This is a genomic window from Streptococcus suis (genome assembly GCA_024583055.1).
GTDB classification, from domain to species: domain Bacteria; phylum Bacillota; class Bacilli; order Lactobacillales; family Streptococcaceae; genus Streptococcus; species Streptococcus suis_V.
The window spans coordinates 843,865-861,271 of sequence record CP102145.1 but is presented as its reverse complement, the minus strand read 5'-3'; the positions used below and the strand labels follow the sequence as shown (position 1 = coordinate 861,271).

At 44.9% G+C, this 17,407-nt stretch carries 15 protein-coding genes; 14 read left to right on the top strand and 1 reads right to left on the bottom strand.

Translation table 11 applies throughout. The features are described 5' to 3' along the window. Nucleotides 1-49: 49 nt before the first annotated feature. From NQZ91_04115 to ezrA, 8 genes are all read left to right on the top strand, one after another. Nucleotides 50-919, top strand: a complete 870-nt coding sequence (locus NQZ91_04115; protein UUM58560.1) for a phosphate ABC transporter substrate-binding protein PstS family protein — start codon at nucleotides 50-52, stop codon at nucleotides 917-919. Nucleotides 920-921: 2 nt separating this feature from the next. Further along, nucleotides 922-1,839, top strand: coding sequence for a phosphate ABC transporter permease subunit PstC (gene pstC, locus NQZ91_04110; GenBank protein UUM58559.1), 918 nt, complete (start codon nucleotides 922-924; stop codon nucleotides 1,837-1,839). Beyond that, on the top strand, nucleotides 1,829-2,716 hold the full coding sequence (pstA, locus tag NQZ91_04105) for a phosphate ABC transporter permease PstA (protein ID UUM58558.1): 888 nt from the start codon (nucleotides 1,829-1,831) through the stop codon (nucleotides 2,714-2,716). The genes pstC and pstA overlap by 11 nt, the downstream gene beginning before the upstream one ends. Nucleotides 2,717-2,740: 24 nt before the next feature. Beyond that, nucleotides 2,741-3,544, top strand: coding sequence for a phosphate ABC transporter ATP-binding protein PstB (gene pstB, locus NQZ91_04100; GenBank protein ID UUM58557.1), 804 nt, complete (start codon nucleotides 2,741-2,743; stop codon nucleotides 3,542-3,544). A gap of 12 nt (nucleotides 3,545-3,556) precedes the next feature. After that, nucleotides 3,557-4,315 (top strand): phosphate ABC transporter ATP-binding protein PstB, encoded by a 759-nt coding sequence (gene pstB / locus NQZ91_04095; GenBank protein UUM58556.1) that lies wholly within the window; start codon nucleotides 3,557-3,559, stop codon nucleotides 4,313-4,315. A 30-nt stretch (nucleotides 4,316-4,345) separates the two neighbouring features. Then, the gene (gene phoU, locus NQZ91_04090) at nucleotides 4,346-5,002 is read left to right on the top strand and encodes a phosphate signaling complex protein PhoU (GenBank protein UUM58555.1); all 657 of its coding nucleotides are present in this window, start codon (nucleotides 4,346-4,348) and stop codon (nucleotides 5,000-5,002) included. 404 nt (nucleotides 5,003-5,406) lie between these two features. Further along, entirely contained in the window at nucleotides 5,407-7,359 is a 1,953-nt protein-coding gene (gyrB, locus tag NQZ91_04085) for a DNA topoisomerase (ATP-hydrolyzing) subunit B (GenBank protein ID UUM58818.1), read from the top strand. 98 nt (nucleotides 7,360-7,457) lie between these two features. Continuing rightward, the gene (gene ezrA, locus NQZ91_04080; protein UUM58554.1) at nucleotides 7,458-9,182 is read left to right on the top strand and encodes a septation ring formation regulator EzrA; all 1,725 of its coding nucleotides are present in this window, start codon (nucleotides 7,458-7,460) and stop codon (nucleotides 9,180-9,182) included. Nucleotides 9,183-9,394: 212 nt separating this feature from the next. Here ezrA and NQZ91_04075 read toward each other — a convergent pair whose 3' ends face one another. Then, entirely contained in the window at nucleotides 9,395-11,590 is a 2,196-nt protein-coding gene (locus NQZ91_04075) for an LTA synthase family protein (protein UUM58817.1), read from the bottom strand. A gap of 194 nt (nucleotides 11,591-11,784) precedes the next feature. On the opposite strand from NQZ91_04075, the gene NQZ91_04070 reads away from it, so the two are divergent. The 6 genes from NQZ91_04070 to NQZ91_04045 are packed head-to-tail and all read left to right on the top strand — an operon-like array spanning nucleotide 11,785 to nucleotide 16,908. Next, nucleotides 11,785-12,945, top strand: coding sequence for a class I SAM-dependent rRNA methyltransferase (locus NQZ91_04070; protein UUM58553.1), 1,161 nt, complete (start codon nucleotides 11,785-11,787; stop codon nucleotides 12,943-12,945). After that, complete coding sequence (gene aroD / locus NQZ91_04065; GenBank protein UUM58552.1) at nucleotides 12,942-13,616, top strand: type I 3-dehydroquinate dehydratase; 675 nt, start codon at nucleotides 12,942-12,944, stop codon at nucleotides 13,614-13,616. Before NQZ91_04070 ends, aroD begins: the two co-directional genes overlap by 4 nt. A gap of 1 nt (nucleotide 13,617) precedes the next feature. Further along, nucleotides 13,618-14,784, top strand: a complete 1,167-nt coding sequence (aroC, locus tag NQZ91_04060) for a chorismate synthase (protein UUM58551.1) — start codon at nucleotides 13,618-13,620, stop codon at nucleotides 14,782-14,784. 7 nt (nucleotides 14,785-14,791) lie between these two features. Further along, entirely contained in the window at nucleotides 14,792-15,895 is a 1,104-nt protein-coding gene (locus NQZ91_04055) for a prephenate dehydrogenase (GenBank protein UUM58550.1), read from the top strand. Nucleotides 15,896-15,904: 9 nt separating this feature from the next. Next, on the top strand, nucleotides 15,905-16,243 hold the full coding sequence (locus NQZ91_04050) for a YlbF/YmcA family competence regulator (GenBank protein ID UUM58549.1): 339 nt from the start codon (nucleotides 15,905-15,907) through the stop codon (nucleotides 16,241-16,243). 53 nt (nucleotides 16,244-16,296) lie between these two features. After that, a complete protein-coding gene (locus NQZ91_04045) occupies nucleotides 16,297-16,908 on the top strand; it encodes a DUF3885 domain-containing protein (protein UUM58548.1) in 612 nt (203 codons plus the stop codon). Nucleotides 16,909-17,407: the final 499 nt, after the last annotated feature.

Genomic DNA, 17,407 nt, shown 5'->3' with positions numbered 1-17,407 from the left:
TACATAAAATAGAGGAGATTCCACTGAAAAATGTAAAGGAAAAAACGACATGAAAAAAAAGCATAAGCTAGGTATTGCAGCTTTATTTTTAGTTTCTAGTTTGGCCCTTTCTGCTTGCTCGTCATGGATTGATCGTGGAGAATCCATTACAGCAGTAGGGTCGACAGCCCTCCAACCCCTGGTTGAGGCGGCAGCGGATGAATTTGGCTCTGTCAACATCGGTAAGTCTGTCAATGTCCAAGGTGGTGGTTCGGGTACTGGTTTGTCACAGGTTCAGTCAGGAGCTGTCCAAATTGGTAACTCAGACGTATTTGCTGAGGAGAAGGATGGGATTGATGCCAGCCAGCTGGTGGACCATCAGGTAGCAGTTGCAGGTCTAGCGGTCATTGTCAACGAAGAGGTGACAGTAGACGACATCTCGACAGAGGACTTGCGTAAAATCTTCACTGGTGAGATTACCAACTGGAAGGAGCTAGGTGGTAAAGACCTTCCAATTTCCATTATCAACCGTGCAGCAAGTTCGGGTTCTCGTGCGACCTTTGACGGCATCATCATGCAAGGTGAAAAAGCCATTCAAAGTCAGGAACAGGATTCAAACGGGATGGTTAAGTCCATTGTAGCCCAAACGCCAGGAGCGATTTCTTATTTGGCCTTTGCCTATCTAGATGAGTCAATTCATACCATTAAATTGAACGGGTTTGAACCGACGGCTGAAAATGTAGCGACCAACGACTGGCCAATCTGGGCTTACGAGCATATGTACACCAAGGGCGAGCCTGAAGGTTTGACCAAGGAATTCTTGGACTACATGTATTCAGAAGAAGTCCAAGAAGGTATCGTTGTCAGCATGGGCTATATTTCTATGAATGCCATGAAAGTTGAAAAGACAGCTGATGGCGTGGTCACAGAGAAGGAGTAGAAATGAAAAATCAACAACTTGAAAAAGAATTGTCAACCCCTTCCAAGAACTCTCGTTTAGAGAAATTTGGTCAAATTTTGACCTTCCTTTGCTTGAGCTTGATTGTCTTCATCGTTGCCATGATTTTGATTTTCGTGGCCCAACGCGGACTTTCGACCTTCTTTGTGGATGGCATTAGCATTGTAGATTTCTTGTTCGGTGACAAGTGGGAACCGGCATCCAAAACTTTTGGTGCCCTACCAATGATTTCTGGTTCCTTTATCGTTACCATCCTGTCAGCAGTGATTGCAACGCCGATTGCTATCGGAGCAGCAGTCTTTATGACAGAGATTTCACCAAAACGTGGTGCTAAGATTCTCCAGCCAGTTATCGAATTGCTGGTCGGTATTCCATCAGTAGTTTATGGTTTCATCGGTTTGCAGGTGGTGGTACCCTTTGTCCGCTCCATCTTTGGCGGGACAGGTTTTGGTATCTTGTCAGGTGTATTCGTACTCTTCGTCATGATTTTGCCAACTGTAACCTTTATGACAGTGGACAGCTTGAAGGCCGTTCCTCGTCACTACCGTGAGGCAAGTTTGGCCATGGGTGCGACGCGTTGGCAGACTATCTGGCGCGTTATTCTGAACGCAGCTAAACCAGGTATTTTCACAGCTGTTATCTTCGGTATGGCCCGTGCATTTGGTGAGGCCTTGGCTATTCAGATGGTGGTGGGTAACTCAGCGGTTATCCCAACGTCCTTGACAACACCTGCTGCGACCCTGACCTCTGTCTTGACCATGGGTATCGGTAACACGGTAATGGGAACGGTTCAGAACAACGTCCTCTGGTCACTGGCCCTTGTCTTGCTCTTGATGAGCTTGGTCTTCAATATGATTATGAAATTTATTACGAGAGAGGGTAAGAAAAACTATGCACGCTAAGAAAATGGATAAACTGGCGACTGGTATTCTTTACTCTATCGCCACAGTTATCGTCGTTATTTTGACAGCCCTTATCCTCTTTATCCTATTAAGAGGGTTGCCTCATGTAGACTGGCATTTCTTGACCAGCAAGTCATCTTCCTATAAAGCAGGTGGTGGTGTTGGTATCCAACTCTACAATTCCTTCTTCCTCTTGGTTGTAACGCTTTTGATTTCAGTTCCTCTGTCAACTGGTGCTGGTATCTACCTAGCGGAATATGCTAAGAAAGGTCCGTTGACCAACTTTATCCGTACCTGTATTGAAATCTTGTCCTCTCTGCCATCGGTAGTCGTTGGTTTGTTTGGTTACTTGATTTTCGTTGTCCAGTTTGAATATGGTTTCTCTATCATCTCAGGTGCCTTGGCCCTGACTGTATTCAACCTGCCACAGATGACCCGTAACGTTGAGGATAGCCTGCGCCACGTTCACCATACACAACGTGAGGCCGGTTTAGCCCTTGGGTTGTCACGCTGGGAAACAGTTCTCCACGTAGTCATTCCTGAGGCTTTGCCAGGTATTGTTACTGGTATTGTCCTTGCATCCGGTCGTATCTTCGGTGAAGCAGCAGCTCTGATTTATACCGCTGGTCAATCAGCTCCGGCTCTTGATTGGTCCAACTGGAACCCGCTCAGCGTTACCAGCCCGATTTCGATTTTCCGTCAGTCAGAAACCCTAGCGGTTCATATCTGGAAGGTCAACAGTGAGGGAACGATTCCTGATGCGACACAAGTATCTGCAGGTTCTGCAGCCATCCTCTTGGTATTTATCTTGATTTTCAACCTTTCTGCCCGTTATATCGGTAAGAAACTTCATGCGAAAATGACTTCTGCAGCATAAGCAGTCGACTTATAAGGAGAAAAAATGGCAGAATATAACTGGAATGAACGCCATATCATTACCTTCCCAGAAGAAAAAATCGCCCTTTCGACAAAGGATGTCCATGTTTACTACGGTAAAAATGAGGCTATCAAGGGCATTGATATGCAGTTCGAGAAAAATAAAATCACAGCCTTGATTGGTCCGTCAGGTTGTGGGAAATCGACTTACCTTCGCAGTCTCAATCGGATGAATGATACCATTGATATTGCCAAGGTAACCGGCCAAATCCTCTATGAAGGAATTGACATTAACAAGTCAAACATGAACGTTTACGAAATCCGTAAGCACATCGGTATGGTTTTCCAACGTCCCAACCCATTTGCTAAGTCCATCTACAAAAACATTACCTTTGCCCATGAGCGTGCAGGTGTCAAGGACAAGCAAGTCTTGGATGAAATCGTGGAAACCTCGCTCAAGCAAGCAGCCCTCTGGGACCAGGTCAAAGACGATTTGCACAAGTCAGCCTTTACCTTGTCAGGTGGTCAGCAGCAACGCCTCTGTATCGCGCGTGCTATCTCTGTAAAACCACAGATTTTGCTTATGGATGAGCCAGCTTCAGCCCTGGACCCAATTGCGACGATGCAGTTGGAAGAAACCATGTTTGAACTCAAGAAGAATTATACGATTATCATCGTGACTCACAACATGCAACAAGCAGCCCGGGCCAGCGATTATACAGCCTTCTTCTACCTGGGTGATTTGATTGAGTATGATAAGACATCAAACGTCTTCCAAAATGCCAAACTCAAGTCAACCAGCGACTACGTTTCAGGACACTTCGGATAGAAAGGAGACACCATGACAACACCTATTTTACAAGTAAAAGATTTGTCTGTTTACTACAATAAGAAAAAGGCTTTGAACAGCGTCTCTATTGATTTCTACCCAAATGAGATTACAGCCTTGATTGGTCCCTCAGGTTCTGGTAAATCAACGCTTTTGCGGTCTATCAACCGTATGGGCGATTTGAACCCAGAAGTAACCTTGACAGGAGCTATTGATTACAACGGCAAGAATATTTATAGTCCACGCACAGATACTGTTGACTTGCGCAAGGAAATCGGGATGGTCTTTCAGCAACCCAACCCATTCCCAATGACCATTTATGAGAATGTTGTCTATGGTCTTCGTATCAATGGTATCAAGGATAAGGCCGTCTTGGATGAGGCGGTAGAACGTTCGCTCAAAGGTGCTTCTATCTGGGATGAGGTCAAGGATCGTCTCCATGACTCGGCCTTGGGTTTGTCAGGTGGTCAGCAGCAACGTGTTTGTGTGGCCCGTGTATTGGCAACCAGTCCTAAGATTATTTTGATGGATGAGCCTACCTCGGCACTTGACCCGATTTCGGCTGGTAAGATTGAAGATACGCTCTATGGCTTGAAAGAAAAGTACACCATGGTTCTGGTTACCCGCTCTATGCAGCAGGCGTCCCGTATCTCAGACCGTACTGGTTTCTTCTTGGATGGCGACTTGATTGAGTACAATAAAACCAAGGAAATGTTCTTGAATCCAGCTCACAAGGAAACCGAAGACTATATTACTGGTAAATTCGGTTAATCTTCATTTAGATATAGAAAAGAGATATATATGTTAAGAGCACAATTTGAAGAAGAATTAGGAAAATTGCATAATCAATTCTATGCCATGGGGAACGAAGTACAGGCGCAAATCAACAATGCAGTCCGTGCCTTTACAACTCATGACCGTGAATTGGCTAAGGAAGTCATCGAGGCAGATAGCAAAATCAATGAATTTGAAGTCAAACTTGAGAAAAAGTCACTTGAAATCATTGCCTTGCAACAGCCTGTATCAACAGACTTGCGCCGTGTTATCACTGTCTTGAAGGCAACCAGCGACTTGGAGCGTATGGGAGACCATGCTGTTTCTATCGCCAAGGCGACTATCCGCATGAAGGGTGAAGTTCGTATCCAGATTGTTGAAGATGAAATCAAGAAGATGGGTAAAGAAGTCCGTAATCTGGTAGAAGCGGCTTTAGAACTCTACTTGAACGCATCAGAAATCGAAACAGCCTACGAAGTGGCAGCTCGTGATGAAATCATCAATAATTTCTACGCGACAATCCAGGAATTGACCACTGAAGAAATCAAGAAAAATCCGGACGCTTTGATTGCCGGACGTGATTACTTCCAAGTCTTGACCTACCTGGAGCGTGTAGGGGATTACGCGAAAAATATCTGTGAGTGGATGGTCTATCTCCGCACAGGTGATATCACAGAATTGTAAGAATAGCATAAACTATTGAAGTCTTTAGCATCCGTCTAGAGGCTTTTTTCTTGGGTTCTGTGTCTTGATTGTTGGGGTGAGAGTTAGGGTCTGCTTCTCAGGGGAATCGTCTGCTTTTAGTAGGAATTGGCGCTAAAATATGGTATAATGAAGGGTATTCGTTAGAATGTTTTAATACTCTTCGAAAATCAAAAATATCCGTCGTCAAGTGCCTTGGTGAGTGAAAAGCTCCGGGGGAGGTTTTCAGCCTGTCACCTTGAAACGAGAGAACGACAGAGTTCTACCTTCGGCGTTTTTGAGGCGAACAAGTTCGCTCTATTTCCAGCCTTCAACTGTTCCCCAAACAGTTGAAGCTAGGCTAGATTGATTTTCATTGAGTATAACTAGAAAAATAAGGGATGAACATGACAGAAGAAATCAAAGATTTACAAGAAAAAGCCCAGGAATATGATGCCAGTCAAATTCAGGTCCTAGAGGGACTGGAGGCTGTTCGCATGCGTCCGGGTATGTATATCGGGTCTACTTCTAAAGAAGGCCTCCACCACCTGGTTTGGGAAATCGTCGACAACTCGATTGACGAGGCACTGGCAGGCTTTGCCAGCAAGATTGAAGTCTTTATTGAGCCAGATAATTCGATTACGGTTGTTGACAATGGCCGTGGTATCCCGGTTGATATTCAGGAAAAAACAGGTCGTCCGGCCGTTGAGACAGTCTTTACCGTTCTCCACGCCGGTGGTAAATTTGGCGGTGGCGGCTACAAGGTGTCAGGTGGTTTGCACGGTGTAGGTTCATCGGTCGTCAATGCCCTGTCTACCCAGCTGGATGTCCATGTCTATAAAAATGGTCAGGTATATTATCAAGAATACCGTCGTGGTGAAGTGGTAGATGATTTGAAGGTCATTGGTGAGACAGACCGCAATGGTACTACCGTTCACTTTATTCCAGACCCAGAAATCTTCACGGAAACGACCGAGTTTGACTTTGCTAAGCTCAATAAACGTATCCAGGAATTGGCCTTCCTCAACCGTGGTTTGCAGTTGACCATCAGCGATAAGCGTGAGGGGCAGGAGCAGACCAAGGAGTACCACTATGAAGGTGGGATTGCTTCTTATGTTGAGTACCTTAATGAAAACAAGGATGTTATCTTTGAAACGCCGATTTATACGGATGGTGAGATGGATGATATTACGGTGGAAGTGGCCATGCAGTATACGACCAGTTACCATGAAAATGTGGTCAGCTTTGCCAACAATATCCATACCCATGAAGGCGGTACCCATGAGCAAGGTTTCCGTACGGCCCTGACTCGTGTTATCAATGACTATGCTAAGAAAAATAAAATACTCAAGGAAAATGAGGACAATCTGACTGGTGAGGATGTTCGTGAGGGTCTGACCGCCGTTATCTCTGTCAAGCACCCTGGACCGCAGTTTGAAGGTCAGACCAAGACCAAGCTGGGCAACAGCGAAGTTGTTAAAATCACCAACCGTCTCTTCTCAGACGCCTTTGCGGAGTTTCTTTTGGAAAATCCACAGATTGCCCGTCGAATTGTAGAAAAAGGCATTCTGGCCAGCAAGGCTCGTATTGCTGCCAAGCGGGCGCGTGAAGTCACCCGTAAGAAGTCAGGTTTGGAGATTTCCAACCTGCCTGGTAAATTGGCTGATTGTTCGTCAAATGACGCGACTAAGACAGAGCTCTTTATCGTCGAAGGGGATTCGGCTGGTGGTTCGGCTAAATCCGGTCGTGACCGTGAGTTCCAGGCCATTCTGCCTATCCGTGGTAAGATTTTGAACGTGGAAAAGGCCAGCATGGATAAAATCCTGGCCAACGAAGAGATCCGTAGTCTCTTTACAGCTATGGGGACTGGTTTTGGGGCAGATTTTGATGTTGAGAAAGCACGCTACCAAAAATTGGTCATCATGACCGATGCCGATGTCGACGGAGCTCATATCCGAACCCTTCTCTTGACCCTCTTTTACCGTTACATGCGTCCGATTGTCGAAGCGGGTTACGTCTATATTGCCCAGCCACCAATCTATGGTGTCAAGGTCGGAAGTGAGATTAAGGAATACATCCAACCAGGAGCCAATCAAGAACAAGAACTCCAAGCAGCCTTAGAAAGACATAGTACAGGACGTTCCAAGCCAACCATTCAGCGGTACAAAGGTTTGGGAGAAATGGACGATCACCAGCTCTGGGAAACAACCATGAATCCTGAAAATCGTCTTATGGCACAAGTTTCAGTAGATGATGCTGCTGAGGCAGATAAAATCTTTGATATGTTGATGGGAGACAAGGTTGAACCCCGTCGCGAGTTTATCGAGGAAAATGCGGTTTACTCAACATTGGATATTTAGAACATATTCACTGAAAAAAATTGTGCACTAGCTAGCAATATATGGTATAATAAGGCGATATATTCTAGTAAATTACCATACTATCTAAGGAGAACTACATGTCTAGAGGAACAATCTATTTAATCGTAGCGATTGTTGTCATTTTAATTGTTGCCTATGTAGCCTGCCTTATTATCCGAAAGAAAAACGAGCAAAAGTTGCTTCAATTGGAGGATCGTAAGGAAGAGCTATTTAACCTGCCTGTGAATGATGAAGTGGAGCAGGTAAAGACCTTGCACTTGATTGGTCAGAGTCAAATTTCCTTCCGCGAGTGGAATCAAAAATGGGTGGACCTTTCCCTCAATTCATTTGCAGATATTGAGAACCATATTTTTGAAGCAGAAGGGTTTAACAATGCTTTCCGCTTTGTCAGCACAAAGAATGCTATTGACAGCATTGAGAGCCAGATTGACCTGATTGAAGAAGATATCACGTCAATCCGTCAAGGCTTGGCAGAGCTTTCCGAACAAGAAGAGAAAAATACTGGTCGTGTCAAATACGCCTTGGATATGTTTGAAGAATTGCAGGCAACTCTGCAGAAAAATTCAGGCAAGTACGGCGATACACTTCCAGAGCTTGAAAAGCAAGTTAAGAATATCGAAGTTGAATTTTCAGAATTCGTTATGCTCAATTCTTCTGGTGACCCGCTTGAGGCAGCTGAAATTCTGAACAAGACAGAGGAGCACATGATTGCCCTCAATCAAATCATGGATCGAATCCCTGCCTTGGTGGAGAAAGTGGATGTAGACTTCCCAGAGCAGTTGGAAGATTTGGAGTCTGGTTACCGTAAGTTGGTTGAGCAGAATTACCTGTTCACAGAGACGGACATTGAGTCGACTTTCCAGGAAATCCGTGTTGCTATTCGTGAAAATTCAGCCCTCATCGTGTCATTTGATTTGGATGTGGCTGAGGCTGAAAATACCCATATTCAAGAGCGCATTGACCATCTCTATGATGTATTCCAGAAGGAAATTGATGCTCACAAAGAGACAGTTAAAATCAGCAAAACCCTGCCCAAGTATTTGGAGCATATCCGCAGCAATTCAGACAAATTGACAGAAGAGGTTAACCTTCTTCAAGCTACCTACGTTTTGGCGGATAGCAAGGTTTCTCGTATTCAACAATTGGCAAATCGCTTGACATCACTGGATGCTGTTGTGACAGAAAGTGTTGAAGATTTGGACAATCCTCAGGTAGCCTATTCAATTCTTCAGGAGCGCTTGGAACATTCCCTTGCAAGTTTGAAAGAAATTGAAGAAGAGCAGCTAGTCTTGGCAGACTATCTCAAGACCCAAGAGGATTCAGAAAAATCGGCTCGTATCAAAGCAAATCTCTACATTCATAAGCTGCACACCCTGAAACGCTTTATGGAAAAACGAAATCTTCCTGGTATTCCAGAATATTTCCTTTCAAGTTTCTTCCGTACCAGCGATCAGGTGGAAGCTTTGGCAGCAGAGTTAGAGTATTCTAAAATCAATATTGAAATCATCAATCGATTGTTGGAGAATGCGACCTATGATATGGAAAAATTAGAAGAAATTGCCTACTCAATCGTTCAGTATTCTACGCTGACAGAGCAGTTGCTTCAGTATTCTAACCGCTACCGTTCATTCGACGAGAATGTTCAAAAAGCCTTCAATCGTTCGCTTGCAATTTTTGAAAAAGATTTTGATTATCAAGCATCATTTGAAGAAATCTCATTTGCCTTGGAAGCAGTTGAACCAGGCGTTACAGAACGTTTTGTTCGTTCATACGAAAAGACTCGCGAAAGCATTCGTTATTAATAGAAGATTAAGGACTGAAGCAGTAGCTTCGGTCTTTGTTTGTGCTTTGGAGATTGCAGTGAAGCAATTGGATTAAGGTTGAAAGGACAGTTGTATAGGTGCAATCTGCATAGAAAAACTCCTCAGAATGGTCATTCTAAGGAGTAGTGAAATATGTCAACAGGTTTCAAATTAATGACACAGGGAAAGGAAGTTAGCTTATCTCCCATTTCCTAATTCCCTGCGCTGGTGCTAGTTTCCGTTGTTGTGTCAGAATCATCTGTGTCGCTGGAAGTTGTCGCACTTGTCTCAGCTGTTTCTTTATGCAATTCCTGATAGCTCGGTGCTTTAAAGAGACTGACGGTCGATTGTTTATTTTTTCGTGCCCAGAGGCTGGTTGACTCTTGACCAAGTGCTTTTTCTCTTTCTAGCAGTTTTTTCAGGGAATCTTGATAGGAATAAGTTGAAACATCTGGGAATCCTATATCGTTTTTTAAGAAGCGGAAGAGATCGCCAGTTTGAATGGCATCGCTAGTTGCTAACTGAGAAGCTACCCGATTTTTTATATTTTCGATTTTAGCCAAAGTCGTTTCATCTGGATTGGTGAGTTCGATGCCACTATCGGTGTAGTAGAGCTTGCCGGCATAGGATGTATATTCTGGTGTAACAAAGGTATCTGCTGTTCGCATGGCAACAATCTGTTGTTTCTGCGGTGACAGTAAATCTTGTCCAACTTGTAGGAATTGATTGGTTTCAATGCCTAGTAAGTGCTCAATGGTTGGCAAGGAGTCTATCTGGCCACCGTAGGTATCAATGATTCGTCCCTCTGTCATTCCAGGTACCACAATCATGTAGGGAACCCGTTGTAACATGGCGTTGTCGTATTCGGACCAGGTTTCTGGGTCCTTGCCAATGAGGGCAGCCAAATCCGGGTTACGGGAATTAGAAATACCGTAATGGTCACCGTAGAGGACAATGATAGAATTTTCGTAGAGGCCACTTTCTTTCAGGTAGTCAAAGAAAGCCTTGACTGCTGCATCGAGATAGTTTGCTGTCGCAAAGTAGCTATTGATGGTCGCATCCTCTCCCTTGGCCAGTGGGAAGCCGACTTCGTCGCCGCTCAAGCTGGTTGTAAAGGGATAGTGATTGGATACGAGAACGTATTTGGCGTAGAATGGTTGCTGGAGAAGCTCCAGATACTGAATGGAATCAGCCAGGACAACCTTGTCATTGAGCCCGTATTGGAAGGAATTTTCTTCCGTCGGTTCTGAGAAGTAGGAAATATCAAAGAAGTTGTTGTATCCCCAGCGCTTGTAAGTGTTGTTTCGGTTCCAGAAGGTGCCGCTATTTCCGTGGAAGACAGCTGAGTCGTAACCGGCTAACTTGGATAGGATATAGGGAGCAGCTTGCTGGCTATTGCTTCCCCCATACTGGACCATAAAGGAACCCTGGTCGAGTCCGAATAAGGATGTATCCATCATGGTCTCAGCATCGGAGGTTTTCCCCGCCTTGACCTGGTGGAAGAAGTTTGAGAAAGCAAGGGTAGAGTTGGAATGGTAGAGGGAGTTGAGGAAGGGAGTAACCTCGTATTCCTGGCCGTCGACCTCTAGTTTGTAATCAATGATGAACTGCTGTAGACTTTCCAGGTGCAGGTAGATGACATTTTTCCCCTTGGCCTTGCCAAAAAATTCAGGATTTGGTGCTGCATAATTGGTTTGGATGAAGCTTTGCACAGGCTCCAAATCGGCTGCGCTGGCACCGGAACGGTCCTTCTCCGCAGAATAGGTCTGGTTGGCATTATAGCTTAAGTAGGCTGGCAAGCCCAGGGCCCGAACGATATAGGTATTGGAAAAACCGCGGGACAAGAGCTCTGGGCGATCAATTTCTGCTAAGAATAGGTTGATCGAAAAAAGCAGAACAGATAGTGACGTTAGGGCCAGAGCCTGTTTCTGAGGGAAAACTGAACGGTCTAAGCTTATTTTTTTAGCGCGAATCAGGAAAATCAGACCAACAAAATCTAAGAAATAAACTAGGTCCCAGGGACGAAATAACTTGGTCACTGCTTGTCCCTTAAACCCTTCGGAAACGCTGGAAGATGCCAAAATAGTCGAGACGGAGAAGAAATCTGAAAATTCTCGGTAGTAGACGGCATTTGCGAACAGCCAGGCAAAGAGGAGGAAGTAAATTGTCCCTGCAGTTGCGTAAAAGAGCTTGCTATTTTTGATATAGAGGGCCAGCCCCAGCAGCAGCAGCCCCAGTGGAATAGGGTTGATAATGGCAATCAGCAACTGGTAGGGGTTGGATAGGTCCAGGTTAAAGTCAACAAAATAGGCCCACAAGGCCTTGAGCCAATAGCTGGTCAAGAGGGCAAGAATAAAAGCCAGTCGGCCACTCAGGTGCTGTTTCATCCATTGGTTAATCTTTTTCACCATTCTAAAGTCCTCTCTGTCCTTTCAAAAAATTTTATAAGCCCCGTCACACCGAAGGCAGATTTAGAAACTAACTCTATATAAGAGTTCCGGTCTGTGAATATAGGTTCTCATCATTATACCACATTTTCAAAACATGCTTGAATTCTAGGAGTTTTTTTGTGAATCGAATAATTTTTTGGTATAATATTTCCATGAAATTGATTCTACATCCCAAAGCTGAAAAAAGGCTAAAAAGAGGACAGCATGGGCTCCTGGAACACGATTTTTTGGTTCAACCGGAGCTGGACAAGTGGGTGGAACTCTATAATCAAGCCAATCAGTTTATTGGTCAGGCCTATATTTCCAAAGAGAATAAGGGCTATGGCTGGTTGGTTAGTTCTACCAAGCAGGCAGTGACAGAGAAATGGTTTGTCAAACTCTTTGAGACAGCCAAATCTAAGCGGCAGGCCTATTTCCATTCTGAGCAGACGACTGCCTTCCGTCTCTTCAATCAAGATGGCGATGGTTTTGGTGGTTTTACAGTGGATTTGTATGCTGACTATGCTGTATTCTCCTGGTATAATTCCTTTGTTTATGGCATCAAAGAGGTGATTATTTCTGCCTTTAGCCAGGTTTATCAAGAGCTTGCAGGTGCCTATGAAAAGATTCGTTTTAAGGGATTGGATTATGAGAGTGCACATCTATACGGTCAGGAGGCTCCAGATACCTTTACGGTTTTGGAAAATGGTGTCCGCTATCAAGTTTTCATGAACGATGGATTGATGACGGGAATTTTTCTGGACCAGCATGAGGTCCGTGGCTCACTGATAGATGGTCTCGCAGCTGGAAAATCCCTGCTCAATATGTTTTCCTATACGGCAGCCTTCTCGATAGCAGCGGCTATGGGCGGAGCCAGCCAGACGACCTCTGTTGATTTGGCTAAGCGATCTCGGGAGCTGTCCCAGGCGCATTTTGAGGCAAATGGTGTGGATGTTGACCAACATAGCTTTGTGGTCATGGATGTTTTTGAATACTTCAAATATGCCAAGCGTAAGGGCTTGACCTACGATGTTATCGTTATTGATCCACCAAGCTTTGCCCGTAATAAAAAACAAACTTTTTCGGTTGCCAAGGACTACCATAAGCTGGTCAGTCAGGCGGTGGAGATTTTAGAGCCAAATGGTCATTTGATTTTGTCAACCAATGCGGCCAATCTTTCCCTGGAGAAATTCAAGGACCAGATTGAAAAAGGATTCGGTGCTGTCAAGCATCGCTATGTGACGACCTATCGTCTTCCGTCGGATTTTGTATACAATAAAAAAGATGAAAGTAGTAATTACCTTAAGGTCTTTACAATACAGGTGAAAAAATGAAAATAGTCGTTCCGATTATGCCTAGAAATTTGGAGGAAGTGGAAGCCTTAGACGTTGAGCGTCTGGCCGAGGCGGACTTGATTGAATGGCGGGCAGATTATCTGCAAAAAGAAGCTATCTTGACTCTTGCGCCTGCTATTTTTGAAAAATGCAATGGTAAGGAAGTGATTTTCACGGTTCGTACGACGCGTGAGGGTGGCTATCTGGACCTAGATGACCAGGAATATGTGGACTTAATCAAGGAAGTTGCTGGACTTTATAAGCCTGAGTACATTGATTTTGAATATTATTCATATAAGGCCGTCTTCGACCAGATGCTGGACTTTCCAAATTTGGTGCTGAGCTACCACAACTTTGAGGAGACACCGGCCAACTATCTGGAAATCATGTCTGAATTGACTAGTCTATCGCCAGCTGTTGTTAAGATTGCTGTGATGGCTAAGTCAGAGCAGGATGTTCTGGATGTGATGAACTACACACGAGGTTTCAAAACCCTCAATGCAGAGCAGACCTTTGCGACGATTTCCATGGGTGAGCTGGGTAAACTCACTCGCATCGCTGGTCACATAACTGGTTCATGCTGGACCTTTGCAAGTTTAGATGAGGTTTCTGCGCCTGGGCAAATGTCCCTGGCCAATACCCGCAAGTTTTTAGAGATTTTGGAGAATTAGGATGAGATATTTAACTGCTGGAGAGTCCCATGGACCACGTTTGACGGCTATTATTGAGGGAGTGCCTGCCGGCCTTCCATTGACTGCAGATGACATCAATGCGGACTTGATTCGCCGTCAGGGCGGTTACGGTCGCGGAAGTCGGATGAAAATAGAAACAGACCGTGTGGAAATCACGGCTGGTGTTCGTCATGGTAAGACGACTGGGGCACCGATTACGCTCAATGTGACCAACAAAGACCACCAGAAGTGGCTGGACATTATGGCAGTGGAAGATATTGAGGACAAGCTCAAGTCAAAACGCCGGATCAAGCATCCTCGTCCAGGTCATGCGGACTTGGTTGGCGGGATGAAATACCGTTTTGACGACCTTCGTAATTCCTTGGAGCGGTCATCTGCGCGTGAGACGACCATGCGGGTGGCGGTAGGTGCCGTTGCCAAGCGCATTTTGGCTGAGTTGGATATTGAAATTGCCAACCACGTTGTCGTCTTCGGTGGCAAGGAAATCGACGTTCCAGATGGTCTGACTGTTGCAGAAATTCGTGAATTGGCTGCTCAGTCTGAAGTGTCTATTGTCAACCAGGAACGTGAGCAGGAAATCAAGGATTACATTGATCAAATCAAACGCGACGGCGACACGATTGGTGGTGTTGTCGAGACAGTTGTCGGTGGAGTGCCTGCTGGTCTTGGTTCCTATGTGCAATGGGATAGAAAATTAGATGCAAAATTGGCCCAGGCCGTTGTGTCTATCAATGCCTTCAAGGGGGCAGAGTTTGGGGTTGGTTTCCAGGCCGGCTATCTAAAAGGTAGCCAGGTCATGGACGAAATCCTGTGGAATGCAGAAGAGGGCTATACTCGCCGCACCAACAATCTCGGTGGTTTTGAGGGCGGTATGACCAATGGTCAGCCACTGGTCATCAAGGGAGTGATGAAACCAATTCCGACCCTCTACAAGCCGCTTATGTCAGTGGATATTGACACTCACGAGCCTTACAAGGCGACGGTGGAGCGTTCCGATCCGACGGCTTTGCCAGCGGCGGGAGTGGTCATGGAGTCTGTTGTGGCGACAGTTCTTGCGACAGAAATCTTGGACAAATTCTCATCTGATAACCTGGAAGAACTCAAGGCAGCTGTGGCTAGCCACCGTGACTATGTGAAGAATTTCTAGGAGTCTCATGACAAAAACGATTTATATTGCAGGCTTGGGGCTGATTGGGGCCTCTTTGGCCCTGGGTATTCGGAAGGCCCACCCAGATTACCGAATCATTGGCTACAATCGCGGTGAGCAATCGCGGCGCGTGGCTCTGGAGCGGGGCATGGTGGACCTGGCGACAGACAATTTTACCCAGTATGCAGGTCAGGCAGATGTGATTATCCTCTGTGTGCCTATCCAGCAGACTATCGAATTTATCAAAGAACTGAGCCAATTGGGCTTAAAAGAAAATGTCCTTGTGACTGACGCAGGTTCGACCAAGGTGGCCATTGTGGCAGCGGCTGAGGAATACCTGGCACCCAAAGGTATCAACTTTATTGGTGGACATCCCATGGCAGGTAGCCATAAATCGGGCGCTGAGGCGGCAGATAGCTTGCTCTTTGAAAATGCCTATTTTATCATGACGCCTTCTAGTCTGACCAAGCCAGATGCAGTGCCACGATTGACAGATTTGTTGTCGGGGACCGGTGCTCGTTTTGTGCAAATCGAAGCGGAGGAGCACGACCGGGTGACCAGTCAGGTTTCCCATTTTCCTCACGTTTTGGCATCTAGTCTGATGAATCAGGCTGGGGACTATGCTCTGGACCATCCTTTCACTAATAATTTTGCGGCAGGTGGTTTCAGGGATATGACGCGGATTGCGGAGAGTGAGCCTGGCATGTGGACCAGTATTTTGGTGACCAATCCAGAGCCGATTCTGGGACGGATTGAGGAATTTAAGGCGAGATTGGACCAAGTAGCTCAGCTATTGTCCACAAAAGACCAGGATGCTATCTGGGAGTTTTTCGACCATGGACGGAAGATGCGCAAGGCTATGGAAATTCATAAGCGGGCTGGTGTGGATTCCTTCTATGATTTGTTTATCAATGTTCCGGATGAGGAAGACACGGTCTTGAAGGTGCTGGAGGTCCTGCGAGGCATTTCTATCGTCAATATCCGCATCAACGAGGAAAACCGTGAGGATATTTACGGTATCTTGCAAATTACGTTTAAAAATAAGGAAGATTTGGAGGATGCAGCTGGACGGTTGCGTCAGCAGACGGACTACCAAATCCACCTAGATTAGGAGAAAATTATGTCAACAAATATCTATGATATTGCCAATGAGTTGGAGCGTGCTATCCGCAATTTGCCTGAATACAAGGCGGTTGAAGCGGTTAAGGTGTCTGTGGAAGCCAATCCAGAAGCCAAGTCTATTTTGGAAGGCTACATTGAGTTCCAAAAGTCTATCCAAGCTAAATTGCAGGCTGGTGACATTCCGACTGAAGTGGACCAGAAAAAGATGCTGGACTTCAATAAGCAGGTTCAAGGTAACGCTCTTTTGACAGAGTACTTCAGCAAGCAACAGCAGTTGGGAACCTACGTAGCTGATTTGGAGCGAATTATCTTCACACCGCTGAATGAATTGTTATAAGAGAAATCAAGTATGTCATGAAAATGGCATGCTTTTTTGAAAGGTAGCAAACGATGATTTTTAATAACTGGATCAAGGAGTTTCGATTAGAAAACAAGCCATTGGTAGGTCCATTTTTCTATGCGACCCCTCTGGCGCTTCGTTTTGAGATTGGTCCTGCGGTTGAGGCTGAACAGCTACCTAGAAAAGTGTATCTGGATAGGGCTTTTGCGCGTGCGGTTGAATTGATGGAGACTGCAGCTTCAGCATACGACTATGTGATTCTTTCGCTGCTTCGCCAGGAAGATAGGGACATCGACACTTACCTCTGGCATTTTACATCGAAATTTAACTTTGACAAGTGCCCTGAGCCTGACTTGGTTGAAGTGGAGGACTGGACGGGAGAAGTGCTGGTCTTTGAACGCTATCTTTTTCCGGTCACTGACCAAGATTTGAAAGCTCTGTTGAAGGAGATTATCAAAGCCGACCATGGTGGTTTTAACTACCTTTCTGCTTCAGTTCTCTTTCTATCTAGCAAGGAAAAGGTTCTGTATCATTGCTATGATGATAGGGGAGTGGATATCGCATTGGTGGATGATGACAAGCGTCGTCAGCTTTTTACGGACTGCCATGACCTGCTTTTTGACTATGATATGGAGGAGATGGAGAGGAGGATGGAGAGTTAGAAATCCTTGTTTTAAGATGATGTACAGTATTGCTCATCTGTAAAAAAAGAAAAAAGTCACACGCTATAGAATCTCTAGAGATACTAAGGGTAAAGCAAGAGGAATGAGTTTGATTGCATTGAAAGATGGTCATGCTGAAATTGAAAATATTTCATTTCAAACAGTACAAGCTATGATAGAATGGTATGATTTATACTATAAAGATTATCAATCAGATGAGTGACATAGATTTATGAAAAATAATTGTTCCAGATTTACGATACTTTATATTCCTATGTAAAGTTTTTTAGATTAAAGATGATAAAGTAAATTGAAATTATGAAGTTTGACAAATCAATCTTATTTATCAACCAAATTACTGGAGAAATATATTGTTCGTTTCTATTTTTTACATTTGCGATTTGTTATCTGGTGGGCATTATCGCCATAGCCATAGCTTTCACATTCTTTCGTAGGAAGTAGGAGGAAGGACAAGTGGACAAACTCTTGATTTGGTTTT